We start from the raw sequence: 26,740 nt of genomic DNA, 5'->3' as shown, positions 1-26,740 counted from the left end.
CCGGTGGCTCTAGAACCGCACAGTGGACGCGAAACACGGAAAGTGTTGTTGGTAAGTTGTCGGCTGATTAGTACCGGTCAGCTCCACGGGTCTTTCGTCCCCGCTTCCACATCCGGCCTATCTACCCAGTGGTCTAGCTGGGTGCCTCTCACCCCGAAGGGTCTGGAAACCTCATCTTGAAGCAGGCTTCCCGCTTAGATGCTTTCAGCGGTTATCCCTTCCGAACGTAGCTAACCAGCGGTGCTCCTGGCGGAACAACTGGCACACCAGAGGTTCGTCCGTCCCGGTCCTCTCGTACTAGGGACAGCCCTTCTCAAGTTTCCTGCGCGCGCAGCGGATAGGGACCGAACTGTCTCACGACGTTCTAAACCCAGCTCGCGTACCGCTTTAATGGGCGAACAGCCCAACCCTTGGGACCTACTCCAGCCCCAGGATGCGACGAGCCGACATCGAGGTGCCAAACCATGCCGTCGATATGGACTCTTGGGCAAGATCAGCCTGTTATCCCCGGGGTACCTTTTATCCGTTGAGCGACGGCGCTTCCACAAGCCACCGCCGGATCACTAGTTCCGACTTTCGTCCCTGCTCGACCTGTCAGTCTCACAGTCAAGCTCCCTTGTGCACTTGCACTCGCCACCTGATTGCCAACCAGGCTGAGGGAACCTTTGAGCGCCTCCGTTACATTTTAGGAGGCAACCGCCCCAGTTAAACTACCCACCAGGCACTGTCCCTGATCCGGATCACGGACCGAGGTTAGGAGTCCAGAGCGACCAGAGTGGTATTTCAACGTTGACTCCACACACGCTGGCGCGTGCGCTTCACAGTCTCCCACCTATCCTACACAAGCCGCACCGAACACCAATACCAAGCTATAGTAAAGGTCCCGGGGTCTTTCCGTCCTGCTGCGCGTAACGAGCATCTTTACTCGTAGTGCAATTTCGCCGAGTTCGCGGTTGAGACAGCGGAGAAGTCGTTACGCCATTCGTGCAGGTCGGAACTTACCCGACAAGGAATTTCGCTACCTTAGGATGGTTATAGTTACCACCGCCGTTTACTGGGGCTTAAATTCTGAGCTTCGCTCCCAAGGGAGCTGACCCGTCCTCTTAACCTTCCAGCACCGGGCAGGCGTCAGTCCGTATACATCGTCTTGCGACTTCGCACGGACCTGTGTTTTTAGTAAACAGTCGCTTCTCCCTGGTCTCTGCGGCCCTCCACGCTAGCCGGCAAGCGGCTTCACGCTTGGGGCCCCCTTCTCCCGAAGTTACGGGGGCATTTTGCCGAGTTCCTTAACCACGATTCACTCGATCGCCTTAGTATTCTCTACCTGACCACCTGAGTCGGTTTGGGGTACGGGCGGCTAGAACCTCGCGCCGAGGCTTTTCTTGGCAGCATAGGATCACCCTGTTATCCCGCTGATGCGGTCACCATCGGCCCTCGGGCTTCACGAGCAGCGGATTTGCCTGCTGCTCACCCTGCGACCTTGGACGTGGACAACCATCGCCACGCCGGGCTACCTTCCTGCGTCACCCCTGTTAATACGCTTACCTACTACCAGGTCGGGTCGCGCGCTAGGCCCACCCAGTGTTCCCGAAGGAACGGCGGGGGATTCGGGCGCTTAGCATCACCGGGCTCGGTATGGGCGGTTCTTCGCCGGTAGGAGAATCTCAACTCCTTGTCCATCGACTACGCCTGTCGGCCTCGCCTTAGGTCCCGACTTACCCAGGGCGGATTAGCCTGGCCCTGGAACCCTTGGTCATTCGGCGGACGGGTTTCTCACCCGTCTTTCGCTACTCATGCCTGCATTCTCACTCGTGTAGGCTCCACCACTGGGTTACCCCGCAGCTTCACTGCCCACACGACGCTCCCCTACCCATCCACACGCCTGGACCACGAAGGCCTAGCAATATGTGAATGCCACAGCTTCGGCGGTGTACTTGAGCCCCGCTACATTGTCGGCGCGGAATCACTTGACCAGTGAGCTATTACGCACTCTTTCAAGGGTGGCTGCTTCTAAGCCAACCTCCTGGTTGTCTGTGCAACTCCACATCCTTTCCCACTTAGCACACGCTTAGGGGCCTTAGCTGGTGGTCTGGGCTGTTTCCCTCTCGACTACGGAGCTTATCCCCCGCAGTCTCACTGCCACGCTCTCACTTACCGGCATTCGGAGTTTGGCTGACGTCAGTAACCTTGTAGGGCCCATCGGCCATCCAGTAGCTCTACCTCCGGCAAGAAACACGTGACGCTGCACCTAAATGCATTTCGGGGAGAACCAGCTATCACGAAGTTTGATTGGCCTTTCACCCCTAACCACAGGTCATCCCCCAGGTTTTCAACCCTGGTGGGTTCGGCCCTCCACGCGGTCTTACCCGCGCTTCAGCCTGCCCATGGCTAGATCACTTCGCTTCGGGTCTAGACCCAGCGACTACAGACGCCCTGTTCGGACTCGCTTTCGCTACGGCTTCCCCACACGGGTTAACCTCGCCACTGAGCACTAACTCGCAGGCTCATTCTTCAAAAGGCACGCTGTCACCCCTGCCAAGGAGGCTCCAACGGATTGTAGGCACACGGTTTCAGGTACTATTTCACTCCCCTCCCGGGGTACTTTTCACCTTTCCCTCACGGTACTAGTCCGCTATCGGTCACCAGGTAGTATTTAGGCTTAGCAAGTGGTCTTGCCAGATTCACACGAGATTTCTCGGGCCCCGTGCTACTTGGGATCCCCTTCGGGAGGCCACGCCATTTCGTCTACGGGGGTCGCACCCTCTGTGCCGGGCCTTTCAATGCCCTTCGACTATGACGAAGCTTTCTGACTCCCCGGACCCGTGTCAGCAGATCCAGAAGGGTCCCACAACCCCGCACACGCAACGCCTGACAGCTTTCACACGTGCACGGTTTGGCCTGTTCCGCTTTCGCTCGCCACTACTCACGGAATATCTCTTCCTGCCGGTACTGAGATGTTTCACTTCCCGGCGTTCCCTCCACACACCCTATATATTCAGGTGCAGGTGACCACACATGACTGTGGCCGGGTTTCCCCATTCGGACATCCTCGGATCACGGTTCGTTTGCCAACTCCCCGAGGCTTATCGCAGGCTACGACGTCCTTCTTCGGCTCCTGGTGCCAAGGCATCCACCCTGTGCCCTTAAAAACTTAACTCAACAACAAAATTGCAGAAACCACGGACACACACCCTCTCGGCCACCCACGAAAGGCGACCGGCGGGCATGCCATCTGTGATTCACAAAGATGCTCGCGTCCACTGTACAGTTCTCAAGCAACCGACGATCCCGCAACTCACCCACGCCCTACGGCACGAGATCCCCGCGGCCCGCATCAGAAGCAACAACCACCACCCACCACCCACCCCGCACGAAGCTCGACCAACCCTCACAGGCTGACCGACCCTCACACGCAGTGGTCCGGGCGGCTCACGGCCGTTCCCTCAGGACCCAACAGTGTGCTCATCGCCCACCCCACCAGCCGGCCACCACCTTCCACACCCAGGCCCCCGAAGGAACCCCAGCAGTACTAGCAGCGACCAACCCGACAGGGCCAGCTCGTCAATGTTCCACCCACGAGCAACCACCCGGCACACGTTCGGCACCGGCATGAACCACAGACCAACCACCCACCCCAACAAGAGGCAGACCAGCCGGCCCACGGCGCTCGACAGAAGCAAAAGCTCCTTAGAAAGGAGGTGATCCAGCCGCACCTTCCGGTACGGCTACCTTGTTACGACTTAGTCCCAATCGCCAGTCCCACCTTCGACCACTCCCCCACAAGGGTTGGGCCATGGGCTTCGGGTGTTACCGACTTTCGTGACTTGACGGGCGGTGTGTACAAGGCCCGGGAACGTATTCACCGCAGCGTTGCTGATCTGCGATTACTAGCGACTCCGACTTCATGGGGTCGAGTTGCAGACCCCAATCCGAACTGAGACCGGCTTTTTGGGATTCGCTCCACCTTACGGTATCGCAGCCCTTTGTACCGGCCATTGTAGCATGCGTGAAGCCCAAGACATAAGGGGCATGATGATTTGACGTCATCCCCACCTTCCTCCGAGTTGACCCCGGCAGTCTCCCATGAGTCCCCGGCATAACCCGCTGGCAACATGGGACGAGGGTTGCGCTCGTTGCGGGACTTAACCCAACATCTCACGACACGAGCTGACGACAACCATGCACCACCTGTACACCGACCTTACGGGGCGACCATCTCTGGCCGTTTCCGGTGTATGTCAAGCCTTGGTAAGGTTCTTCGCGTTGCATCGAATTAATCCGCATGCTCCGCCGCTTGTGCGGGCCCCCGTCAATTCCTTTGAGTTTTAGCCTTGCGGCCGTACTCCCCAGGCGGGGCACTTAATGCGTTAGCTGCGGCACGGAACTCGTGGAATGAGCCCCACACCTAGTGCCCAACGTTTACGGCATGGACTACCAGGGTATCTAATCCTGTTCGCTCCCCATGCTTTCGCTCCTCAGCGTCAGTTGCGGCCCAGAGACCTGCCTTCGCCATCGGTGTTCCTCCTGATATCTGCGCATTCCACCGCTACACCAGGAATTCCAGTCTCCCCTACCGCACTCTAGTCTGCCCGTACCCACTGCAAGCCCGAGGTTGAGCCTCGGGATTTCACAGCAGACGCGACAAACCGCCTACGAGCTCTTTACGCCCAATAATTCCGGACAACGCTTGCGCCCTACGTATTACCGCGGCTGCTGGCACGTAGTTAGCCGGCGCTTCTTCTGCAGGTACCGTCACTTGCGCTTCTTCCCTGCTGAAAGAGGTTTACAACCCGAAGGCCGTCATCCCTCACGCGGCGTCGCTGCATCAGGCTTGCGCCCATTGTGCAATATTCCCCACTGCTGCCTCCCGTAGGAGTCTGGGCCGTGTCTCAGTCCCAGTGTGGCCGGTCGCCCTCTCAGGCCGGCTACCCGTCGTCGCCTTGGTAGGCCATCACCCCACCAACAAGCTGATAGGCCGCGAGCCCATCCCCAACCGATAAATCTTTCCAGACACACCCATGCAGGCACGCCTCATATCCGGTATTAGCCCCGGTTTCCCGGAGTTATCCCAAAGTCAGGGGCAGGTTACTCACGTGTTACTCACCCGTTCGCCACTGATCCACCCAGCAAGCTGGGCTTCACCGTTCGACTTGCATGTGTTAAGCACGCCGCCAGCGTTCGTCCTGAGCCAGGATCAAACTCTCCGTAAATGTTTCAACGCCAACCACACCCACCCCACCAGACCAAAGCCCAGCAGAACAGACACAGTCAACAAACCATACGAAGAACACCCCCACAAAAAAGGGGGCGATCAATCAAACTGGCCAGAACCAAACCATCCGGCAAAAAACCATCAGATTCGATCCATGTCCAAAGGAATCCCAACCAGGCCACCAACAACCAACCCCAAGGCCAGCCACCAGCAACCCGACGAGAGTTAAATTGGCATTGACTATCAAGCACACTGTTGAGTTCTCAAGAAACGGACGCTCACCCGCTCAAACCCTCCCGGGCTCTCACTGGGGCAACTTCTCCATCTTACCCGACCCTCGACCCACCGGCAAACCCGGTCGGAGCGAGAGTCAGAGTTCCCGAGGACGCCCACGCTCAACCAGAACGAAGGACAACCGCATCGGGGGTGTTGCCCGCGGGGACCAGCCTCACCGACCGAAGTCAGCTTGTCCGTTCCTCCCTGCCGGGCGACATCGAGAACACTACGGGGCACCCGGCGGCTCGTGCAAGCCCGTCCCTGGTGACCGTCGTCACCATGGCCCGACGGACTCCGACGACGTCGGGTGGGGACGGGTGCCGGCGGGCCGGAACCTCAGCTCGTCACCCGGTCGGAGCTGGGCGAGCGCGTCGGCGCCGGCGGGCGTCACGACCCCGATCACCGGGTAGCCGCCCGTGACCGGATGGTCGGCCAGGAAGACGACCGGACGCCCGGACGGCGGCACCTGGACTGCTCCCCGCACCAGCCCTTCGGAGGCGTACTCCCCCGCTCCGTGCGCGGCACTGTCGGGCCGTCGAGCCGGAGCGCCACCCGGTTGCTGTCCTGCGTGACGCGGTAGGGCCGTCGAAGGAGCGACTCCGAGGCTCCACCGGCGAACCAGTCGCCCCGGAGGCCGGGCACGACCTCGACGACGGCCGGCACCTCGTCGGCGTCGCTCTCGGCGAGCTCGAGCTCGCGACCGACCGGGATCGAGCGGTCGGCCACGGGACCCGCCCCGTGCGGCCGAGCCACCGCGAGGACGTCGCCGGCCCGGAGCGGTGCCGGGCCGAGACTCGCCAGCACGTCCCAGGAGCGCGACCCGAGGACGGGCGGCACGTCGACACCACCGCGGACCGCGAGATAGGTACGCAGGCCGCGCCGCGGAAGGCCGAGCTCGAGCACGTCCCCTGGCCTCGCACGCAGCAGCGCGTCGGTCGTGACGGGCACGCCCGCCAGCGTCGCCGGGGCCGGCGCACCGGTCAGGGCCACGACGTGGTCGGAGGTGAGACGGACCCGGAGCCCACCCAGCGTCACCTCGATCCCCGCGGCACCCGGAGGGTTGCCGAGCAGCAGGTTCGCGCGCACGAGGGCTCCTCGGTCGGCGGCGCCGGACCGTCCGACGCCGAGGCCTGCGCACCCGGGACGGCCGAGGTCCTCGACGAACGCCGCCGGACCGGGTGCGAGGACCTCGATCATCCGGCGCGCTCCGGGACGAACCGCACGCGGGCACCCGGCACGAGGAGGCCCGGTGGGGTGCGGGCCACGTCGAACATGCGGGCCCGTGTGCGACCGAGGAGCCGCCAGCCCCCGGGGCTCGGCGAGGGATAGACCGCCGTGAACTCACCCGCCACGGCCACCCCACCGGCGTCGACACGCGGGCGCGGGGTCGCGAGCCGCGGTACCCGGAGCGACGGGTCGAGCCCCACGAGGTAGGCGAAGCCCGGCGCGAAGCCCACGAACGCGGCTGTGTAGAGCGCGGACGCGTGGCGCTCGACCACCTCCGCCGTCGTGAGCCCTGCGAGCTCCGCGACGTCGTCCAGGTCCGGCCCGTCGTAGACCACCGGGATCTCGACCACGGCCCCGGCCTCGTCGGGCGGTGCGACCCCGGCCAGGTGCGGCGCCAGGGAACGCACCGCCTCGACGAGGCGCGCCTGCGCGCCCGGGTGCGCTGCGCCGTCGGGCGTCTCGCGGAGGACGACGAGGACGGAGCGAGCCGCCGGGACCAGGTCCGCGACGTCGGGGTCGGCGAGGGCGCGCAGGGCGCGCGTGAGCGCGACCACGAGCGGGAGCGGGTCGTCGGCACCCACGTCGACCATGACCGCGGCCGACCCGTAGGGGCGGGCGAGGATGCGGCACACGTCGGCCGGCATCTCAGACCGCCGGGACGACCGCGACGCCCGCGGCGTCGAGGGCCGAACGGACCGCGGCGACGACCTCGGGCGCGCCCGGCGTGTCGGAGTGCACGCACACGCTCCGGGCCGGCGACGCCACGACCGTGCCGTCCACGGCGAGGACCGTGCCCTCGCGCGCGAGGCGGACCACGCGCGCCGCGACCTCGTCCGGATCGGTCACGAGGGCGCCGGGCTCACGCCGCGGGACGAGCGTGCCGTCCGCGCGGTAGCCGCGGTCGGCGAAGGCCTCCGGAATCGTCGGGACGCCCGCCTCGGCCGCGAGCGCCAGCACCACCGAGCCCGGGAGCCCGACGAGCGCCAGCCCCGCCTCGGCGACGGCGTCGACGACGGCGCGGGCCTGCTCCTCGTGGTGGACGATCGCGTTGTAGAGCGCGCCGTGCGGCTTGACGTAGGAGACCTGGGTGCCGGCGGCCCGCGCGAAGGCGTCGAGCGCGCCGACCTGGTAGAGCACGTCGTCGCGGAGCTCGGCGTACGTCGCGTCGACGAACCGGCGCCCGAAGCCCGCCAGGTCGCGGTAGGCGACGTGGGCCCCGACACGGACTCCGCGCCCCGCCGCAGCCTCGCAGGTGCGCCGCATGATCGAGGGGTCGCCCGCATGGAACCCGCACGCCACGTTGGCGCTGCTCACGAGGTCGAGGAGGGCGGCGTCGTCGGTGAGGCTCCACCGACCGAAGCCCTCACCGAGGTCGACGTTGAGGTCGATCGTCGTCGCGCTGTCCGTCACTCGTCCATCATCGCCGACCCGGTAGTTTCGGGGGATGCCCGACGACCTCACCGTGAGACTCGCCCGCCCCGACGACGTCCGGGCGCTCGTCGCGCTCGCCGCCGAGACCTTCCCCGACGCGTGCCCGCCCGGGCTGTCGGCCGAGGCGATCGCGGAGCACGTGGCGCGCGAGCTCGACGACGCGCACTTCGCGTCGTGGGTCGCCGGGCGCTACGGCGAGCCGGCGGCCCCCGCGGTCGTCCTCGTCGCGGAGGCCGGCGACCGGCTCGTCGGGTACGCGCTCCTGGTCCGCGCGCGGCCCGCCGATCCGGCGCAGCTCGACGGGCTCCTCGGGTCGGGGTACCCGCACGCCGCGTCCGTCGAGCTGTCGAAGATCTACGCGCTCGCCTCGGCGCGCGGCACGGGTGCGACGGCGACGCTCATGACGGCGGCGCTCGAGGCGGCCGCGGAGCTGCTCGACGGGCAGGCCGTCTGGCTCGGGACCAACGGCCAGAACGTGCGCGCGCAGACCTTCTACCGCAAGCACGGGTTCGCCGAGGTCGGGCGGCGACGGTACGTCGTCGGCGGGGAGCCGCAGGACGACGTCGTGATGGCCCGGGCGGTCGGGGCCCGGCAGGCGTAGCCCGCCGAGCCCGGTGCCGAGGGTTCAGGAGCGCGTCGAGAACGCGGCGTCGAACGCGGCGTCGGGGGCGTCGAACGCGAGCGACCGCACGAACGCCAGCGCCTCCGGCGCGCCGAGCAGCCGATCCATCCCCGCATCCTCCCACTCGACCGAGATCGGACCGTCGTAGCCGATCTGGTTGAGCATCCGGAACGCCGACTCCCAGGGCACGTCCCCGTGGCCCGTCGAGATGAAGTCCCAGCCGCGGCGGCCGTCGGCCCACGGCAGGTGGGACGACAGCCGCCCGTTGCGCCCGTTCGTCATGCGCAGCTTGGTGTCCTTGCAGTCCACGTGGAAGATCCGGTCCCGGAAGTCCCACAGGAAGGCCGCCGGGTCGAGGCCCTGCCAGACCATGTGGCTCGGGTCCCAGTTGAGCCCGAAGGCGTCGCGGTGGCCGATCGCCTCGAGCGTGCGCACCGTCGTCCAGTAGTCGTAGGCGATCTCGCTCGGGTGCACCTCGTGCGCGAACCGGACGCCGACCTCGTCGAAGACGTCGAGGATCGGGTCCCAGCGGGCGGCGAAGTCGTCGTAGCCCGCCTCGACCATCGCCTCGGACGCCGGCGGGAACATGGCGACGTACTTCCAGATCGACGAGCCCGTGAACCCGATCACGGTCTTCACGCCCAGCCGCGCGGCGAGCCGCGCCGTGTTCTTCATCTCCTCGGCGGCGCGCTGCCGCACCCTCGGGGTCGCCGTCGCCCCACACGACGTCCGGCAGGATGTCGCGGTGCCGCTGGTCGATCGGGTCGTCGCAGACGGCCTGACCCTTGAGGTGGTTCGAGATCGCGAAGACCTGGAGGTCGTACTTCGCGAGCAGGTCGAGGCGGCCCTGGACATAGGCGTCGTCGTCCCAGCGCCAGGGGTCGAGGTGGTCGCCCCAGCACGCGAGCTCGAGGCCGTCGTAGCCCCAGCCCGACGCGAGGCGCGCGACCTCCTCGAGCGGCAGGTCGGCCCACTGGCCGGTGAACAGGGTGATCGGTCGGGTCATGGTCGCCTCCTGGGCGTCTCGTCGATGGTCAGGACTGCGTGGCCGCGGTCGCCGGCCCGGGGACGGACGTCCAGACGCTGGCCGCCGCCGCGCTCCGCTCGACCGCGTCGAGCACCCGCTGAACGCCCAGGCCGTCGGCGAACGACGGCGTCGGCTGCTCGCCCGCCGTGAGCGCCTCGACGAGGTCCACGACCTGGTGCGTGAACGCGTGCTCGTACCCCAGCCCGTGGCCGGCGGGCCACCAGTGGCCGCCGTACGGGTGCTCGGGCTCGGTGACGACGATCCGCCGGAACCCCGCCGTGCGCGGGTCGTCGGTCGCGTCGTAGAAGTGGAGGAGGTTCATGTCCTCGAAGTCGAAGGCCAGCGAGCCCCTCGAGCCGTTGACCTCGAGCCGGATCGCGTTCTTGCGGCCCCAGGCGAAGCGCGTCGCCTCGAAGACCCCCATCCCGCCGCCGGACAGCCGCGCGAGGAAGGCCGCGGCGTCGTCGACGGTGACCGGGCCGCGCTCGTCGCCGCCCCGACCCCCGAGGGCCGAGGACGCCACGGCCACCGGCCGCTCGTGCACGAACGTCTCGAGGAGCCCCGAGACGCCGGTGATCCGCTCGCCCGTGACGAACTGGGCCATGTCGATCACGTGGGCGGCGATGTCGCCGAGGGCGCCCGAGCCGGCTCGCTCGCGGTCGAGCCGCCAGCTCAGGGGCGCCTCGGGGTCGGCGATCCAGTCCTGCAGGTACTGGGCGCGGACGTGCCGGATCTCCCCAGCCGGCCCTCGGCGACGAGCTCGCGAGCCAGCCGGATCGCCGGGACGCGGCGGTAGGTGAAGCCGACGGTCGCCGTCGCGCCGGACGACGCCGCGCGCCGGGCCGCCTCGACCATCCGCTCGGCCTCCGCGACCGAGTTCGCGAGCGGCTTCTCGCACAGGACGTGCTTGCCCGCCTCGAGGGCCGCGATCGCGATCTCGGCGTGGGTGTCGCCCGGGGTGCACACGTCGACCAGGTCGACGTCGTCGCGGCCGACGAGGGCCCGCCAGTCCGTCTCGGTGTGCTCCCAGCCCAGCCGCTCCCCCGCCGCGCGCACGGCGGCGGGGTCGCGGCCCGCGAGCGCCACCATCCGGGGACGCAGGGGCAGGTCGAAGAAGCGGGGTGCGGTACGCCACGCCTGGGAGTGCGCGGCCCCCATGAACGCGTACCCCACCATGCCCACGCCCAGCGCGGGTCGGTCGTCGGCCATCGGGTCTCCTCGAGGTCTCGGCCGGCCCGCTGCCGGGCCGGGGTCGGCAGGTCGCCGGTTCCGGTCAGGACTCGAACGCGGTCGACATGTATTGGTCGACGTTGTCCTTGGTCACCACGGGTGCGTAGAGCTGCACCTTGCGGGGCACCTCCACCTCGACCAGGTCGCTCAGCGCCTTGCCCTGGACGAGCATGCGGGCCAGCGCGACGCCGTCGGCGGCCTGCGTCGACGGGTAGACGACCGTCGCCTTGAGGACGGTGTCGTCCTTCTTGATGTCGCGCATGACGTTCGCCGAGCCCGCGCCGCCGACCATGAAGAACTCGTCGCGGCCCGCGTCCTTGATCGCGGCCATGACGCCGACGCCCTGGTCGTCGTCGTGGTTCCAGATCGCGTCGATGTGCGGCGCCGCCTGCAGCAGGTTCGCGGCCGCCTGCTCGCCGCCCTGCACCGTGAAGTCGGCGGCGACGCGGTTGCTCACCTCGAGCCCGCACTTCGCGAGCGCGTCGGAGAAGCCCTTGCTGCGGTCCTGGGTGAGCGGGAGGGAGTCGATGCCCGCGATCTCCGCGACGACGGCGTCCTTCTTGCCGTCGAGCTTGCCGCAGATGTACGCACCCGCGCTGACGCCCATGCCGTAGTTGTCGCCGAGGACGGTGACGCGGGCGGCGTTCGGGTCGGAGAACTCGCGGTCCACGTTGATCACCGGGATGCCGGCGTCCATCGCCTTGCGCGCGACGCCGGTGAGGGCGGCGCCGTCGAACGGCAGGACGACGATCGCGTCGACCTTGTCGTTGATGAAGCCCTCGATCTGGCTGATCTGCAGGTTGACGTCGTTCGTGCCCTCGGCCTGCACGAGCTTCACGTCGGGATGCTTCTTGGCCTCGGCGACGGCCGCCTTGGTGATCGCGCCCATCCAGCCGTGGTCGGCCGCGGGCGCGGAGAACCCGATGGTGACGGTCTTGCCGGTGGCGTCGTTGTCGGACGTCGCGGCGGGGCCGGCTGCGGGCGAGTCGTCGTCGGACGGGGTGTTGGACGTGCACGCGGACAGGGCGAGCGTCGCGGCGGCGGCGACTCCCAGCAGGGCGACCCTGCGGCGTCGGAGCGGTGCGGACATGGCGATCCTCCTTGATCGTGGTGCTGCTGTGGTGCCCGGGGCTGGGACGCGGCGCTACGCGCTGCCGGTGCTGCGCGACCGGTCGGCGAAACGCTGCTGGAGGAGCACGGCGAGGACGATGATGACGCCCTTGGCGACGGCCTGCGCCGAGCTCGAGAGGTTGTTCTGGGTGAAGACGTTGCTCAGGGTCGAGAAGATGAGGACCCCGAGGACGGTGCCGACGATCGTGCCGCGGCCGCCGACGAGCAGCGTGCCGCCCACGACGACCGCCGCGATGGCGTCGAGCTCGTAGTACTGGCCGTTGGTGGACGAGCCCGCCGTCGTGCGGGCCAGCATCATGAGGCCGCCGATCCCCGCGGCGAGGCCCGACAGCGCGTAGAGGTACAGGGTGTGGCGGCGGACCTTGATGCCCGCGAGGCGCGCGGCCTCCGGGTTGCCGCCGACGGCGACCGTCCGCCGGCCGAAGGTGGTCCGGTTGAGCAGGAACCAGCCCGCGACGGCGACGACCGCGAAGATCCAGACGAGCAGCGAGATGCCGAGGGGCTCGGACTGGAAGACGTCGAGGAAGCTCTGGACGCGCACGATCTGGGTCTGCCGGTTGGCGATGATCTCCGCGAGCCCGCGTGCGGACACCATCATGGCGAGCGTCGCGATGAACGCGACGACCCGCCCGTAGGCGACGAGGACGCCGTTGAGCACGCCCGCGCCGAGACCGACGGCGAGCGCGCAGCCGACCATGACGAGCCAGCTTGTGTCCTCGGCGAGGGTCTGCGTTGCGAGCGTCGTCGCCCACACGGACGAGAGTCCGATCACGGAGCCGACCGACAGGTCGATGCCGCCAGCCGTGACGACGAACGTCATGCCGATGCTGATGACTCCGAGCACCGCGGCGAGCCGCAGGATCGTCATCGCGTTGTCGACGCTCGCGAACCGGTCGCCCGCGGTCGCCACCCCGACCACGCAGAGCGCGACGAGCGCGATCACGAGCCCGAGGTTGCGGCCCGCGGAGCCGCGCAGGAACGAACGGGGTCTGCGCTCCGCGACGGTACGGGCAGCGTCGTCGGGCGCGGGGGCCGGGGCCTGGGTGCCGCCGGCCGGGGCGGTGGTGACGTCGTGGTCGCTCATGCGGCACTTCCTTCCATGACGAGGTCGAGCACCTGGTGCTCGTCGATCCGGTCGGCGGGCGCCTCGTGGACGACCCGCCCCTCCGACACCACGAGGACGCGGTCGGCGAGGCCGATCACCTCGCCGATCTCGCTCGACACGACGACGACGGCCGTCCCCTGCGCGGCCAGGCGCCCCACGAGGGCGTAGATCTCGGACCGGGCGCCGACGTCCACGCCGCGGGTCGGCTCGTCGAGGAGCAGGACCCGGCAGCCGTGGACGAGCCAGCGCGCGAGGACGAGCTTCTGCTGGTTGCCGCCCGAGAGCGTGCGGGCCGGGCGGTCGGGGTCGGACGGGCGCAGGTCCAGCGCCTCGATCTGCCCGCGCGCGACCTCGCGCTCGGCGTGCTCGTCGAGCAGGCCCCCACGCGCCGTCCGGCTGAACGTCGAGAGCGTGATGTTGCGGTACACCGGCTGATCGAGGATCAGGCCCTGGCTCTTGCGCTCCTCGGGGCACAGCCCGACGCCCGCGGCGACCGCACCGGCCACCGAGCCGGGGCGCAGCGCGCGGCCGCCCACGCGAACCGTCCCGGCCGTCGGGCGCCGGGCGCCGAACACGGACTCGAGGATCTCCGAGCGTCCGGAGCCGACCAGGCCCGCGAGGCCCACGACCTCCCCGCCCGCACCGTGAAGGAAACGTCGCGGAACGAGCCCGCGAGCTCGAGCCCCTCGACGTCGAGCACGACGGGAGCGGCGGCGGCGGGCGCCGGGCGGCGCGGGATCGCGTACTCGACGGCGCGGCCCGTCATCAGCCGGATGAGCTCGGCGCGCTCGGTCGACGCGACCGGCAGCCCGGTGGCGACGGTGCGGCCGTCCTTGAGGACCGTGAGCCGGTCGCCGACACGCCGGATCTCCTCGAGGCGGTGCGAGATGTACACGACGGCGATGCCGGCGGCCGTGAGCTCCGCGACCACGCGGAACAGGTTCTCGACCTCCTCGGAGTCGAGCACCGCGGTCGGCTCGTCCATGACGATCACCCGGGCGTCGTGGGACAGCGCGCGCGCCATCGAGACGATCTGCTTGCCCGCGGCCGACAGCGCGCCGACCTCGGTGCGCGGCCTGATCTCGGGGTGGCCCAGCCGCGCCATGAGCTCGCGCGTGCGTCGGGCCGCGACCCGCCGCTGCGTGAAGCCCGCGGTCGCGAGCTCGTGCCCGAGGTAGACGTTCTCGGCGACCGTCAGGCCGTCGACGACGTCGAGCTCCTGGTACATCGTCGCGATGCCGTGCCGGAGCGCGTCCGTGGGTCGCGCCAGCACGACGGGCTCGCCGTCGACGAGGACGGTCCCCTCGTCCGGCTGGTGCGCGCCCGCGAGCACCTTGATGAGGGTCGACTTGCCGGCGCCGTTCTGCCCGAGCAGGCAGTGCACCTCGCCGCAGCGGACCTCGAGGTCGACGCCGTCGAGGGCTCGGGCGCCGGGGAACGTCTTCACGATGCCGCGCACCTCGAGGACCGGAGCGGGGCCCGGGCCGTCGGTGGGGATGCCGGCGGGATGACCGCCGGGGGGACGCCGTCGTTGGCGTGAGGGTCGTCACTGACCATGCGACGAAAGTAGCCAGACTTCTATCGACTGTCAATCAAAAGTTGAGAACCTCGTGTACCGTTACCGTCTTGTGACAGATGGAAGCCCGGACCACGCGTCGGGTGACCCGTGGTTCACTGTCCGCATGGAGGAGCTGCTCAAGTTCGCACCCCGGCCGACGGGCGCCGGCGAGATGTTCCAGCTCCTCCGCGACGGACGTCCGCGGACGCGCGCCGAGCTCGCGACCGTGACCGGCCAGGCGCGCTCGACGATCGCCGCCCGCATCGACTCCCTGCTCGCCCTCGGGCTGGTCACGCCGTCGGGCGAGGCCAGCTCCACGGGCGGACGGCCGCCGTCGACGTTCGCCTTCAACCCCGCCGCTCGCGTCGTCCTCGCGGTCGACCTCGGCGCCACGCACGCCCGGCTCGCCGTGACCGACCTCGCGTCGCGCGTCCTCGTCGAGCACGAGGAGCCGCTCGCGATCGCCGCCGGACCCACGCAGGTCCTCGCGCGCGTCGCCGCGCTCGGCACCGAGCTCGTCGACAAGGCCGGCGCCTCGCACCGTGACCTCGCGGGCGTCGGGGTCGGGCTCCCGGACCCGTCGACCACGCCACGGGACGGCCGATGAACCCACCGATCATGCCCGGCTGGGACGGCGCCGACGTGCCCGGCACCCTGCGGCGCGCGCTCGGCACGACCGTCCTCGTCGACAACGACGTCAACGTCATGGCGCTCGGCGAGCACCGCACCGCGTGGCGCGAGGCCACCGACCTCGTCTTCGTCAAGGTCGCGACGGGCATCGGCGCCGGGATCATCATGGACGGCAACCTGCGCCGCGGAGCTCAGGGCGCCGCGGGCGACCTCGGCCACATCCGGGTCCCCGGCGCGGGCGACGTCCCCTGCCGGTGCGGGAACGTCGGCTGCCTCGAGGCCGTCGCCAGCGGTCAGGCCGTCGCGAACGCGCTGCGCGCCGCCGGCGCTCCCGTGACCTCGAGCGCCGACGTCGTCGCGCTCGTCCGGGCCGGCGACCTCGACGCGAGCCACGCCGTCCGCCAGGCCGGGCGCGACATCGGGGCCGTCCTCGCCGCGACCGTCAGCCTGCTCAACCCGTCCGTCGTCGTCGTCGGCGGCATCCTGGCCGACGCCGGCGAGAACCTCCTCGCCGGGATCCGCGAGGTCGTGTACCAGCGCTCCCTGCCCCTCGCGACCCAGCACCTGCGCATCGCCACCGCGCACACCCGCGCCGAGGCGGGCGTCCTCGGCGCGAGCGCGATGGCCGTCGACGCCGTGCTGTCCGCCCCTGCCGTGGAGGCCCTCGTCTCATGACCACCCCACGCGTCGAGGAGGACGTATGACTGCCAAGGACCGCCGAGCGCTCGTCGTGCGCGGCGGCTGGCCCGGGCACGCGCCGGTCGAGGCCAGCGACCTCTTCCTGCCCTTCCTCGAGGACCACGGCTTCACCGTGGACGTCGACGACAGCCTCGAGGTCTACGCCGAGGTCGACTACATGGCCACCGTGGACCTCGTCGTCCAGTGCTGGACCATGGGCGAGATCCTGCCCGACGAGATGCGCGGGCTGCGCCGGGCCGTCGCGTCGGGGACCGGCTTCGCCGGGTGGCACGGCGGCGTCATCGACTCGTTCCGGATGGCGACCGACTACCTGCAGATGGTCGGCGGCCAGTTCGCCGCGCACCCGCGCGACATCGTGCGACACACCGTCCGCGTCGTACCCGAGCGGGCGGACCACCCCGTGGTCGCCGGGATCGACGAGTTCTCTCTCACCTCCGAGCAGTACTGGATGCTCACCGACGCGCTCAGCGACGTGCTCGCCACCACGACCATCGCCCCCGGCCCGGACGTCGAGTGGCGCGAGCCCGTCGTCTCCCCCGCCGTCTGGACCCGACAGTGGGGCGACGGCCGCGTCTTCGTGTCGACACCCGGGCACCACCTCGCCGACCTCGAGCACCCGTCGCTGCGCGCGATCATCGAGCGCGGGCTGCTCTGGGCGGCCCGCGCGTGACGACCCGCGCGCCCCGCCGGGCCGTGCCCGGCGACCCCTTCACCGGGCTCCTCGCCTATCCGATCACCCCGCTCGACGACGACGGCACGCCTGCGCTCGCCGTGCTGGGCGAGCTCGTCGGGGCGGCGGTCGGCGCCGGCGTCGACGGCGTCGTCGTGCTCGCGTCGAGCGGAGACGGGCGGGCCTTCGACGCCTCCGAGCGGGACCGCGTCGTGCGCGCCGCACGGGAGGCCGCCGGCTCGGTGCCCCTGCACGTCGCGGTCAGCGCCCCCGCGACGTCGCAGGTGGTCGAGCACGCGCGGGCTGCCGAGCGCGCGGGCGCCGACGGGCTGCTCCTCGCCCCCTTCTCCTACGCCCCGCTCGTGGACGCGGAGGTCGCCGCGCTCGTGCGGGCCGTCGGCGCGGCGAGCGCGCTGCCGCTGTGCTTCTACAACAAGCCCGTGCAGACCGGATACGACCTCACGCCCGGGCTGCTCGCCGAGCTCGCCGCCACGACCACGCTCCGGGGCGTCAAGGACCCGGCGACACTCCCGACGCGGAGCGGCACGCGCGTCGAGGCGCTGCAGGACGTGCTCGGCTCCGACCGTGCCGGAGTCGCCACGAGCGTCGCGGTCGGGCTCAGCGGCGACGTCGCCCTCACCTCCGACGCTTCGGTCTCCGACGCGTGGCACACCGGGCTCGCCGCGCTCGCGCCCGCGGAGTACGTCACGCTCCGGCGTTCACGGGTGGACGGCGACGTCGGCCCGACGCCGCAGGGCACCTGGCTGCACGACCTCGCGGTGGCGCTCGGGACCGTGCGGCCCGTAGCCGGGCTGCACGCGCTCGCAACCCTGCTCGGAGTGCCGACCGGCCCTCCGCGCGGACCCTGGCTGCCCGTCCCGCCCGACGGCGTCTCGCGGCTCAGGGACGTCGTCGCGCGGCGACCCTAGCGCGCGCAGGGCGGCGTCACTCCTCGTCGGCCTCGAGCTCGAGGCCGGGCGCGGCATCGTCGCGCAGAGCGTCGTCGGGAGCTGCGTCGTCGCGAGCTGCGTCGTCGTCCGGGGTGGCCACTGTGACCGCGTCGGGGCCGCCCTCGAGCAGGGCGACGAAGCCCGCCTCGTCGAGGATCGGGCGACCGAGCTCGCGGGCCCTGGTCTCCTTGCTCCCGGCGTTCGGACCGACGACCACGAAGTCGGTCTTCTTGGAAACCGACCCCGACGCCTTGCCGCCCCGCGCGAGGATCGCCTCCTTGGCGCCGTCGCGCGTGAAGCCCTCGAGCGACCCCGTCACGACGACCGTGAGGCCTTCGAGCGTCCGTGCGACGGACTCGTCGCGCTCGTCCGCGGTGCGCACGCCGGCCGCACGCCAGCGGTCGACGATCTCGCGGCGCCAGTTGTCGGGGTCGTCCGCATCGCCGAACCAGTCGCGGACCGCGACCGCGATGGTGGGGCCGACACCCTCGACCGCCGCGAGCTCGGCCGGCGGCTTCGCTGCGTCCTCCTGGGCGTCCGCGGGCTCGCGCGTCGCGGCCTCCTCGATCGCGTCGAGCGAGCCGAAGTGCTGCGCGAGGGCGCGGGCCGCCGTCGGGCCGACGTGGCGGATCGAGAGGGCGACGAGGACCCGCCACAGCGGCTGCGTCTTCGCCTTGTCGAGCTCGGCGAACAGGCGGGTCGTGTTGGCGTGCGGCGCGGACGGCTTGGTGGCCGTGGCCTTGGTCCAGAAGTAGAGCCGGTCCTCCCACAGCCCGGTGCCGACGCCCTTCTTCTTGATCTCGCGCCAGACGCGGACCTCGCGCAGGTCCTCGGGCGTGAGGTCGAACAGCCCGGCCTCGGTCGCGAGGACAGGGCGCTGGACGGGTGGGAGCTCGCCGGACGCGCACAGGGCCGGGTCGGTCGGACGGTCGAGCTCCGGGTCCGTCAGCGCGATCGCGGCCTCCCAGCCGAGCGCCTCGATGTCGAACGCGCCGCGGCCCGCGGCGTGGAAGAGACGTTCGCGCAGCTGGGACGGACACGAGCGCTGGTTGGGGCAGCGGATGTCGACGTCGCCCTCCTTGGCGGGCGCGAGCGGCGTCCCGCACGAGGGGCAGGCGGTGGGCATCTCGAACGCCCGCTCGGTGCCGTCGCGCAGCGCGACGACCGGACCCACGATCTCCGGGATCACGTCACCCGCCTTGCGCAGCACGACCGTGTCGCCGATGAGCACGCCCTTGCGCTCGACCTCGCTCGCGTTGTGGAGCGTCGCCATCTCGACCGTCGAGCCCGCGACCTTGACCGGCTCCATCACGCCGTAGGGCGTGACGCGGCCCGTCCGGCCCACGTTGACGCGGATGTCGAGGAGCTTGGTGTTGACCTCCTCGGGCGGGTACTTGTACGCGATCGCCCAGCGAGGCGCGCGGCTCGTCGCGCCGAGCCGGCGCTGCAGCGCGAGCTCGTCGACCTTGGCCACGAGCCCGTCGAGCTCGTGCTCGATGTCGTGCCGGTGCTCGCCGTAGTAGTCGATCATCTCGAGGACGGCCGGGATCCCCGTCACCACCCTGTTGTGGCTCGAGACCGGCACGCCCCACGACTCGAAGAGCTCGTAGGCCTGCGACTGACGCTCGAGCTGCGCGTGCTCCCCTCCTCCCACTGCAGCGCGCCCACGCCGTGCGCGTACATGCGCAGCGGGCGCGACGCCGTCACGCGCGGGTCCTTCTGGCGCAGCGAACCGGCCGCCGCGTTGCGGGGGTTCGCGAACGGCGCCTTGCCGGCCTCGACCTGCGCGGCGTTGAGGGTCTCGAAGTCCGCGACCGGGAAGAACACCTCGCCGCGGATCTCGATCCGGTGAGGGTGCGTGGCGGGATCGCCGCCGAGCGTCTGCGGGATGGTCGTGATGGTGCGGACGTTCAGGGTGACGTCCTCGCCCGTCCGTCCGTCGCCGCGCGTCGCGGCCCGCACGAGACGCCCGCCCTCGTACAGGAGCGCGATCGCGAGGCCGTCGATCTTGACCTCGCACAGGTAGTGCACGTCCCGTGCCGCATCCTCGCCGAGCTCCTTGGCGACGCGGTCGGCCCATGCCCGCATGTCCTCCGCGTTGAACGCGTTGTCGAGGCTGAGCATCCGCTCGACGTGCTCGACGGCCGCGAACTCGGTCGAGAACGTGCCGCCCACGCGCTGCGTCGGGGAGTCGGGGCTCCGCAGCTCCGGGAACGCGTCCTCGAGGGCCTGCAGCTCGCGCAGGCGTGCGTCGTAGTCCGCGTCCGAGCTGATCGGCGCGTCCTTGATGTAGTAGGCGAACTGGTCGGCCTCGATGCTCTCCGCGAGCTCCGCCCAACGGCGGTGCGCGTCGGCGAGGTCGGGGCTCGCCTCGGTGGCGGCGGTCGGCGCGGACGCGCTCGACGACGGCGGGGGCGTCCAGAGGCTCGTGGGTCAGCTCGTCGCTCACGCGCCCATCATGCCGTGCGGGTCCGACACCGGCCGGTCCACGACGCCCGCGGGCGCGACGCCCGACGACGACACGCTCGTCAGCCCGTGCCCGGCGACCGCGCGTCCGACCCAGGACCCGACCAGGACGAGCGCGAGCACGAGCGCGACGAGAGCGAGCACCGCCATCGCGGCCGCGACCACGCCGTCGAGCAGGTCGCGGGCCCCGGTGCCGCGGCGTCGGGAGCGTCCGGCCCCGCCACGAGCGGGCGACCGGTGGAACGGGTGCAGATGCGTTGCTGCCATGCCTCGAGCCTCCGCCGAGGCGGTCCCTCGCCGCGTCGGGCCCCGGTCGCGACCTCGCCCGACGTCCGTACGCCCGTGGGTGGTCCCGCCGTCGGCCCGGGTCCCCCACGAGGTTGACCCGTGGCCGGGCCGGGACGCCCGCGCCGCTCTAGGGTTCTTGCCATGACGTCGCTCTCCGACCCCGCCTCCGCGCCGGACGACCCGTACCTGTGGCTCGAGGACGTGGAGGGCGAGCGCGCGCTCGACTGGGTCCGTGCCCGCAACGCCGACGCCGAGGAGCGGCTCCGTGCCGCGCCCACGACGACGGGCGGCGCCCCGGTGCCCGCTCTCGCCGACCTCGAGGCGGAGATCCTCGAGGTGCTCGACAGCCACGACAAGATCCCCGACGTGTCGCAGCTCGGCGACCGGCTCTACAACTTCTGGCGCGACGACGTCCACGTGCGCGGCGTGTGGCGGCGCACCACGCTCGACTCCTACCGCACGGACAGCCCGGAGTGGGAGACCGTGCTCGACCTCGACGCGCTCGCCGAGGCCGAGGGCGAGTCCTGGGTCTGGCACGGCGCGAGCGTCCTGCGGCCGACCGACCCCGACGAGCCTTGGCGTCGCGCGATCGTGGACCTGTCGCGCGGCGGCTCCGACGCCGACGTGAGCCGCGAGGTGGACCTCGTGGCGAAGCGGATCGTGCCGCCGGCCGAGGGCGGGTTCCACCGCGACGAGGCCAAGGGCGGCCTCGCGTGGGTCGACGACGACACCGTGTTCGTCTTCACCGACTTCGGCCCCGGGCCCGACGGCGCGCCGACCACGACGACGTCCGGCTACCCGCGCGTCGTCAAGCGGTGGCGCCGCGGGACGCCCCTCGAGTCGGCGGAGACCGTCTACGCGGGCGAGCGCGACGACCTGTACATCTCGGCGCACCGTGCACGCGACGCCGGGTACGAGCGCGACCTCGTGAGCCGAGCGATCGCGTTCTACGAGGCCGAGCTGTACTGGCTCGACCCCGCGGGCCGGCTCCGGCTCGTCGACGTGCCGCGCTCGGCGGAGGCGGCCCCACGGCGCGAGTGGCTCCTCGTGGAGCTGCGCGACCCGTGGACGGTCGAGGGCGCCACGGGCGCCGTGACCTACCCGGCCGGCGCGCTGCTCGCGGTGCGGTTCGGCGACTTCATGGCCGGCTCGCGCGAGCTCACCGTGCTGTTCGAGCCCACGCCGACGACGTCGCTCGCCGGCGCCACCTGGACCGAGCACCACCTCGTCGTCAACGTGCTCGACGACGTCAAGAACCGGCTCCACGTCCTGACCCCGCCGGGCTCCGGCGCCGCTCCCGGCACGCCCTGGGCGCGCAGCCCGCTGCCGGGCGCGCCGGCGTTCGGCACCACCGGGGTCCGGGCCGTCGACTCGCACACGAACGACGACGTCTGGCTCGTGACCACCGACTACCTGACGCCGACGACGCTCTCGCTCGCGCGCGTCGTGGGGCCGGGCGACGAGGCGGACGGCGAGCGGCTGATCCCTGAGCCCCTCAAATCGATGCCCGCGTTCTTCGACGCGGCAGGGCTGGCCGTCTCGCAGCACTTCGCGACGTCCGACGACGGCACGCGCGTCCCGTACTTCCAGATCGGCCCCGCGGAGCCGTCCGCGGGCGCCCGACCCACGCTCCTGTACGGCTACGGCGGGTTCGAGATCTCCCTCACGCCGTCGTACTCGGGCGGCCTGGGGAGGGCCTGGCTCACGCGTGGCGGGACCTACGTCGTCGCGAACATCCGCGGCGGCGGCGAGTACGGGCCGGCCTGGCACCAGACGGCCCTCAAGGAGCACCGCCACCGCGCGTACGAGGACTTCGCGGCCGTCGCCCGCGACCTCGTCGCCCGCGGCGTCACGACGCCCGGGCACCTCGGTGCCCAGGGCGGGAGCAACGGCGGCCTGCTGATGGGCAACATGCTCACGCAGTACCCGGAGCTGTTCGGGGCGATCGTGTGCCAGGTGCCGCTGCTCGACATGCGCCGGTACACGAAGCTGCTCGCCGGAGCGTCGTGGGCGGCCGAGTACGGCGACCCCGACGACCCCGCGCAGTGGGAGTTCGTCCGCACCTTCTCGCCGTACCACCTCGTGGACCCGGAGCGGGCGTACCCGCCCGTCCTGTTCACGACGTCGACCCGCGACGACCGTGTGCACCCCGGGCACGCGCGCAAGATGGCGGCGCTCCTGCTCGACGGCGGCCGCGACGTCACGTACTGGGAGAACGTCGAGGGCGGGCACGGCGGCGCCGCCGACAACAAGCAGGCCGCGCACATGGCGGCGATCGCGTACCGGTTCCTGTGGGGGCGGCTGGGATGAGCAGCGACGACGAGCAGGCGGGCGACGGCGAGCAGGACGAGCCGACGAGCGCGAACACGGACGCCGCGACCCCGGACGGGCCGGCGGCCGAGCGGCGCTCCAGGGCCCCGTGGCTCGTCGCGGGCGCCTTCGTGGCGGCCGCCGCCCTCGGGTTCGCGGGCGGCGTGTGGGGCGGGCACGTGGCCTCGTCGACGGGCGGCGCGTGCGACGCCGTCCACGTCGCGTCCGGGACCCTGCCCACGATCGTGACGATCGCCGCGCACGGCTCCAGCGGCAGCGGCACGGGCAGCGGTGAGATCGTCCGGTCCGACGGCGTCGTCGTGACCAACGACCACGTCATCACGCCCGCCGTGAAGGGCGGGAAGATCGAGGTGCTGCTGTCCGACGGCCGCTCCTACGACGCCGAGCTGGTGGGCCGCGACCCGCAGACCGACCTCGCGGTGCTCCGCATCGACGCGGGCGACAGCCTGCCCACGATCCCGTTCTCGCACTCCGACGCCGTCGACGTCGGCGAGCCCGTGGTGGCGCTCGGCGCGCCGCTCGGGCTGTCGGGGAGCGTCACGGCCGGGATCGTGAGCGCGCTCGGCCGCGAGGTCACCGTGCCGACCGGCACGGGCGGGACGACGGTCCTGACCGGCGTCGTGCAGACGGACGCGTCGATCAACCCGGGCAACTCCGGTGGGGCGCTCGTGGACTGCGACGGGCGGCTCGTCGGCGTGAACACCGCGATCGCGACGGTCCCGAACGCGAACGGCGAGGCCGGAGGCGGCTCCGTCGGGATCGGGTTCGCGGTGCCCGTCGACACGGTGCGCGCGATCACCGACGAGCTCCTCGAGCGCGGCAAGGTCTCCCACCCGAGCTTCGGGCTCGCCGCGTCCACCGTGACGCAGGAGACCGCGGCGGCGTTCGACGTCGAGCCGGGGCTCTTCGTCGAGTCCGTCGTGAGCGGCGGCGCGGCCGACAAGGCCGGCCTGCGGCCGGGCGACCTCGTCACGCGGCTCGGCGACGTGACCGCGCCGACGACCGCCACCCTGGCGCGACTGACCGTGACCTCGCAGAACGGGGACAAGGTCGACGCCGTGTACGTGCGCGAAGGCAAGGAGCACCAGACGACGATCACGCTCGCGCCGCTGCCCACCTCCGCCAGGTGACCTCGTCCGGGGACGTCGGAGGGGCTCAGCGCCAGGGGTTCAGCGGCCTCGGGGGCGGCGCGAGCACGCGCAGCGGGACCGCGAGCCATGCCGCGAGCACGAAGCACAGGGGCAGGTCGAGCGTCACCACCGAGAGCAGCAGCGCCACGAAGCCGTACGTGAACGGCGAGCCGACCCCGTGCACGAACCCGTCGCCGAACGCCATGAGCAGCACGACCGCCGCGACGAGGACCGTGACCGCGAGCGCCAGCGCCCACCGGTTGCGCTGCGGCACGACGACGACCCAGCCGGCGATCAGCGTGGCCGCGACGAACGGCAGCACGTAGGACGACGCGATGAACCAGTCGTTCGCGAACTCGAGCCAGCGGTCCGCGTCGACGCCGGCGAACGAGCCGCCGCCGAGCGGGAAGCCCTTCTGGGCGCGCGCGATCACCGCCCACAGCCCGCCGAGGGCCCACGGGACGAACGAGCACAGCACGGCGTACAGGACCACCCGCCACAGCCGCGGACCGCGCGCGGCGGGCGCCCCCGAGCGAGCCGGCGCGCTCGTGCCCATGCGAACAGGGTGACCCGGGCGAGCGTCCGGCGCGCGTCGAGGCGGCCGGGCGAGGCTCACGCGTCGGACCGCTCGGCGACGACCTCGGCCACCCGGACGAGCGTGCCGAGCAGGTCGCGGCCCTCCTGGTCGGAGCCCGGGAGCGGTGCGGCCGGGGTCGTCACGACGACGTCGCGCAGACCGGCGAGCGGCAGGCCCACGCGCTTCCACGGCACGGTGAGGGCGTCGGCGACGGTCCCGAGCTCGGGGCCGGCGCACTGGGACACCTTGGCCCGTGGCAGGCCCGCCCAGAAGGTGACGCCCCGCTCGACGGCGCGCGCCACGGTCTCCCAGGTCCTCTCGTCCCACGACCCGACGTCGAGCCCGACGCCCTGTGCGCCGGCGAGCACCACGGGGGCGACGCCGACCCAGGCCGGGCCGACGTGCACGACGCTCGACGACCCGGCCGCATGGACGGCGTCGAGCACGGGCTGGAGGCCCTCGACGAGCTCGGGGCCTGCGACGGCGGGGATGCGCGAGTAGCCCGAGAACGTGGGCAGGACACCCGCGGCGACCTGGGCGAGCAGCGGCTCGTCGAGCTGCACGACGACGTCGCCCAGCCCGGGCACCTGGGCGCGGACGTCGGCGAGGTGCTGCACCAGGCCGGACGCGAGCGACGCGGCCACGTCCCGCACCGCTCCCGCGTCGGTGAGCACGCGGTCGCCGCGCGCCAGGTAGAGCTGCGCCGCCAGCGACCAGGGCCCGAGGACGCTCAGCGTGAGGCGACCGGTGTAGCCGTGCGCCGCGACCGCGAGCGCCGTCAGGTCGTTGCGCAGCGCCGAGGCGGCGTGGCGCTGGTCCGTGCCGGGACGGTCGGCGAGCTTCCAGCCGTGCGGGCCGAGCTCGGTCGCGAGCTCGTCGAGCAGGGTGGCGGTGCGGCCCACGGGGTCGCTGCCGGGGCCGCGCTGCGGGAGCTGGACGAGGAACGGCAGGCCGTCGGCGCCGTACGGCACGTCGACGAGGTGGTCGAGGACGGCCTGCTGGGCGTCGAGCGGCTCCACGCCCGGGAACGGCCCGGGGCCCGAGACGACGGTCATGCGAGGGCCGTCGCGGCGTGCGACGCGCCGGACCGCGAGGCGGCGGACACGGTCGCCTGGCCGAGGACACGCGTCCCGTCGTAGACGACGAGCGACTGGCCGGGCGCGACGCCGCGCAGGCGGTCGCCGGTCAGGCGGGCCTCGACGCCTCCCTCCACCGCTCGGACCCTCGCGGGCACCGGCTCGCCGTGCGCGCGGACCTGGACCTCGGCGTCGAACCAGGCGCCCGAGGTGTCGGTGCCGTCGAACCAGACGGGAGCACCGCCCGTGATCGTGTCGACCGTCAGGAGCTCCGCCGGCCCGACGACGACCCGGTTCTGCGCCGGCTGCACGTCGAGCACGTAGCGGGGGCGGCCGTCGTCGGCGGGGCGGTCGATCCGCAGGCCCTTGCGCTGGCCGACGGTGAACGCGTACGCGCCGTCGTGCTCGCCGAGCACCGTGCCCTCGGCGTCGACGATCTCGCCGGGGCGCGAGCCGAGCCGGTCGCGCAGGAACCCGCGGGTGTCGCCGTCGGCGACGAAGCAGATGTCGTAGGAGTCGGGCTTGGCGCTCACCGACAGGCCGCGGCGCTCGGCCTCGGCCCGGACCTCGCCCTTCGAGGCGTAGTCGCCGAGCGGGAAGATGGCCCGCTCGAGCCGCTCGGGCCCCATCACCGCGAGGACGTACGACTGGTCCTTCTCCGTGTTCGGGGAGCGGTGCAGCTCACGGCGGCCGTCGTGGTCGACGACGCGGGCGTAGTGGCCGGTCGCGACCGCGTCGAAGCCGAGCGCCGTGGCCCGGTCGAGCAGCGCCTCGAACTTGATGTGCTCGTTGCAGCGCACGCACGGGTTGGGCGTGCGGCCGGCCTCGTACTCGGCGAGGAAGTCCGCGACGACCGTCTCCTCGAAGCGCTCCGACAGGTCCCACACGTAGTACGGGATGCCGATGACGTCGGCCGCGCGGCGGGCGTCGCCGGCGTCCTCGATCGAGCAGCAGCCGCGCGAGCCCGTGCGGAACTGGTCTCGGGTGCGCGACAGCGCCATGTGCACTCCGACCACGTCGTGGCCGGCCTCGACCGCGAGCGCCGCCGCCACCGCGGAGTCCACGCCGCCCGACATCGCCGCCAGCACCCTCATCGCGCACCCC

General features: G+C 71.1%; 15 protein-coding genes, 2 rRNA genes and 5 pseudogenes. 6 read left to right on the top strand and 16 right to left on the bottom strand.

Annotation, left to right across the window (positions count from 1 at the left end; translation table 11 throughout):
- Nucleotides 1-47: 47 nt before the first annotated feature.
- The 6 genes from QQK45_RS14785 to QQK45_RS14765 form a co-directional block, all read right to left on the bottom strand.
- Nucleotides 48-3,157 (bottom strand): 23S ribosomal RNA (locus tag QQK45_RS14785).
- A gap of 534 nt (nucleotides 3,158-3,691) precedes the next feature.
- Nucleotides 3,692-5,210, bottom strand: a 16S ribosomal RNA gene (locus QQK45_RS14780).
- Together the 16S and 23S rRNA genes form the textbook arrangement of a ribosomal RNA operon.
- Before the next feature lie 552 nt (nucleotides 5,211-5,762).
- On the bottom strand, nucleotides 5,763-5,954 hold the full coding sequence (locus QQK45_RS22430; RefSeq protein ID WP_348525247.1) for a hypothetical protein: 192 nt from the start codon (nucleotides 5,952-5,954) through the stop codon (nucleotides 5,763-5,765).
- On the bottom strand, nucleotides 5,888-6,685 hold the full coding sequence (locus QQK45_RS14775) for a 5-oxoprolinase subunit C family protein (protein WP_348525246.1): 798 nt from the start codon (nucleotides 6,683-6,685) through the stop codon (nucleotides 5,888-5,890). Before QQK45_RS14775 ends, QQK45_RS22430 begins: the two co-directional genes overlap by 67 nt.
- Nucleotides 6,682-7,359, bottom strand: coding sequence for a 5-oxoprolinase subunit B family protein (locus tag QQK45_RS14770; RefSeq protein WP_284293956.1), 678 nt, complete (start codon nucleotides 7,357-7,359; stop codon nucleotides 6,682-6,684). The genes QQK45_RS14775 and QQK45_RS14770 overlap by 4 nt, the downstream gene beginning before the upstream one ends.
- 1 nt (nucleotide 7,360) lies before the next feature.
- Nucleotides 7,361-8,125: a 5-oxoprolinase subunit PxpA gene (locus QQK45_RS14765; protein WP_284293955.1), complete on the bottom strand. Its 765-nt coding sequence runs from the start codon at nucleotides 8,123-8,125 to the stop codon at nucleotides 7,361-7,363.
- Nucleotides 8,126-8,177: 52 nt separating this feature from the next.
- On the opposite strand from QQK45_RS14765, the gene QQK45_RS14760 reads away from it, so the two are divergent.
- A complete protein-coding gene (locus QQK45_RS14760) occupies nucleotides 8,178-8,747 on the top strand; it encodes a GNAT family N-acetyltransferase (RefSeq protein WP_284293954.1) in 570 nt (189 codons plus the stop codon).
- A gap of 24 nt (nucleotides 8,748-8,771) precedes the next feature.
- Here the strand turns inward: QQK45_RS14760 and QQK45_RS14755 are convergent.
- The 5 genes and pseudogenes from QQK45_RS14755 to QQK45_RS14735 form a co-directional block, all read right to left on the bottom strand.
- Nucleotides 8,772-9,774, bottom strand: a pseudogene (locus QQK45_RS14755) (sugar phosphate isomerase/epimerase family protein).
- A 28-nt stretch (nucleotides 9,775-9,802) separates the two neighbouring features.
- Nucleotides 9,803-11,004: pseudogene (locus QQK45_RS14750) on the bottom strand (Gfo/Idh/MocA family protein).
- Nucleotides 11,005-11,068: 64 nt separating this feature from the next.
- Nucleotides 11,069-12,115, bottom strand: a complete 1,047-nt coding sequence (locus tag QQK45_RS14745; RefSeq protein ID WP_284293953.1) for a substrate-binding domain-containing protein — start codon at nucleotides 12,113-12,115, stop codon at nucleotides 11,069-11,071.
- A 54-nt stretch (nucleotides 12,116-12,169) separates the two neighbouring features.
- The gene (locus tag QQK45_RS14740) at nucleotides 12,170-13,240 is read right to left on the bottom strand and encodes an ABC transporter permease (RefSeq protein WP_284293952.1); all 1,071 of its coding nucleotides are present in this window, start codon (nucleotides 13,238-13,240) and stop codon (nucleotides 12,170-12,172) included.
- Nucleotides 13,237-14,711: pseudogene (locus tag QQK45_RS14735) on the bottom strand (sugar ABC transporter ATP-binding protein). The gene QQK45_RS14740 and the pseudogene QQK45_RS14735 overlap by 4 nt, the downstream one beginning before the upstream one ends.
- Before the next feature lie 232 nt (nucleotides 14,712-14,943).
- Here QQK45_RS14735 and QQK45_RS14730 point away from each other — a divergent pair.
- The 3 genes and pseudogenes from QQK45_RS14730 (at nucleotide 14,944) to QQK45_RS14720 (ending at nucleotide 17,747) form a co-directional block, all read left to right on the top strand.
- Nucleotides 14,944-16,124, top strand: a pseudogene (locus tag QQK45_RS14730) (ROK family transcriptional regulator).
- A gap of 25 nt (nucleotides 16,125-16,149) precedes the next feature.
- Complete coding sequence (locus QQK45_RS14725; RefSeq protein ID WP_284293951.1) at nucleotides 16,150-16,818, top strand: ThuA domain-containing protein; 669 nt, start codon at nucleotides 16,150-16,152, stop codon at nucleotides 16,816-16,818.
- Nucleotides 16,815-17,747 (top strand): dihydrodipicolinate synthase family protein, encoded by a 933-nt coding sequence (locus QQK45_RS14720; protein WP_284293950.1) that lies wholly within the window; start codon nucleotides 16,815-16,817, stop codon nucleotides 17,745-17,747. The genes QQK45_RS14725 and QQK45_RS14720 overlap by 4 nt, the downstream gene beginning before the upstream one ends.
- Nucleotides 17,748-17,763: 16 nt before the next feature.
- Here the strand turns inward: QQK45_RS14720 and ligA are convergent.
- A pseudogene (ligA, locus tag QQK45_RS14715) lies at nucleotides 17,764-20,084 on the bottom strand (NAD-dependent DNA ligase LigA).
- Between the two features lie 129 nt (nucleotides 20,085-20,213).
- A complete protein-coding gene (locus QQK45_RS14710; protein ID WP_284293949.1) occupies nucleotides 20,214-20,501 on the bottom strand; it encodes a hypothetical protein in 288 nt (95 codons plus the stop codon).
- Between the two features lie 162 nt (nucleotides 20,502-20,663).
- On the opposite strand from QQK45_RS14710, the gene QQK45_RS14705 reads away from it, so the two are divergent.
- Nucleotides 20,664-22,832 (top strand): prolyl oligopeptidase family serine peptidase, encoded by a 2,169-nt coding sequence (locus QQK45_RS14705; RefSeq protein WP_284293948.1) that lies wholly within the window; start codon nucleotides 20,664-20,666, stop codon nucleotides 22,830-22,832.
- Nucleotides 22,829-23,983, top strand: coding sequence for a S1C family serine protease (locus QQK45_RS14700; protein WP_284293946.1), 1,155 nt, complete (start codon nucleotides 22,829-22,831; stop codon nucleotides 23,981-23,983). Before QQK45_RS14705 ends, QQK45_RS14700 begins: the two co-directional genes overlap by 4 nt.
- Nucleotides 23,984-24,008: 25 nt before the next feature.
- On the opposite strand, the gene QQK45_RS14695 is transcribed toward QQK45_RS14700, so the two are convergent.
- The 3 genes from QQK45_RS14695 to mnmA are packed head-to-tail and all read right to left on the bottom strand — an operon-like array spanning nucleotide 24,009 to nucleotide 26,730.
- The gene (locus tag QQK45_RS14695; RefSeq protein WP_284293945.1) at nucleotides 24,009-24,539 is read right to left on the bottom strand and encodes a hypothetical protein; all 531 of its coding nucleotides are present in this window, start codon (nucleotides 24,537-24,539) and stop codon (nucleotides 24,009-24,011) included.
- Between the two features lie 56 nt (nucleotides 24,540-24,595).
- On the bottom strand, nucleotides 24,596-25,615 hold the full coding sequence (locus QQK45_RS14690; RefSeq protein WP_284293944.1) for a uroporphyrinogen decarboxylase/cobalamine-independent methonine synthase family protein: 1,020 nt from the start codon (nucleotides 25,613-25,615) through the stop codon (nucleotides 24,596-24,598).
- Entirely contained in the window at nucleotides 25,612-26,730 is a 1,119-nt protein-coding gene (mnmA, locus tag QQK45_RS14685; protein WP_284293943.1) for a tRNA 2-thiouridine(34) synthase MnmA, read from the bottom strand. Before mnmA ends, QQK45_RS14690 begins: the two co-directional genes overlap by 4 nt.
- Nucleotides 26,731-26,740 lie beyond the last annotated feature (10 nt).

It is taken from the genome of Luteimicrobium album (assembly GCF_030161555.1).
GTDB lineage: Bacteria > Actinomycetota > Actinomycetes > Actinomycetales > Cellulomonadaceae > Luteimicrobium > Luteimicrobium album.
The sequence above is the reverse complement of the archived record's forward strand: the minus strand, read 5'-3'. Positions and strand labels throughout refer to the sequence as shown.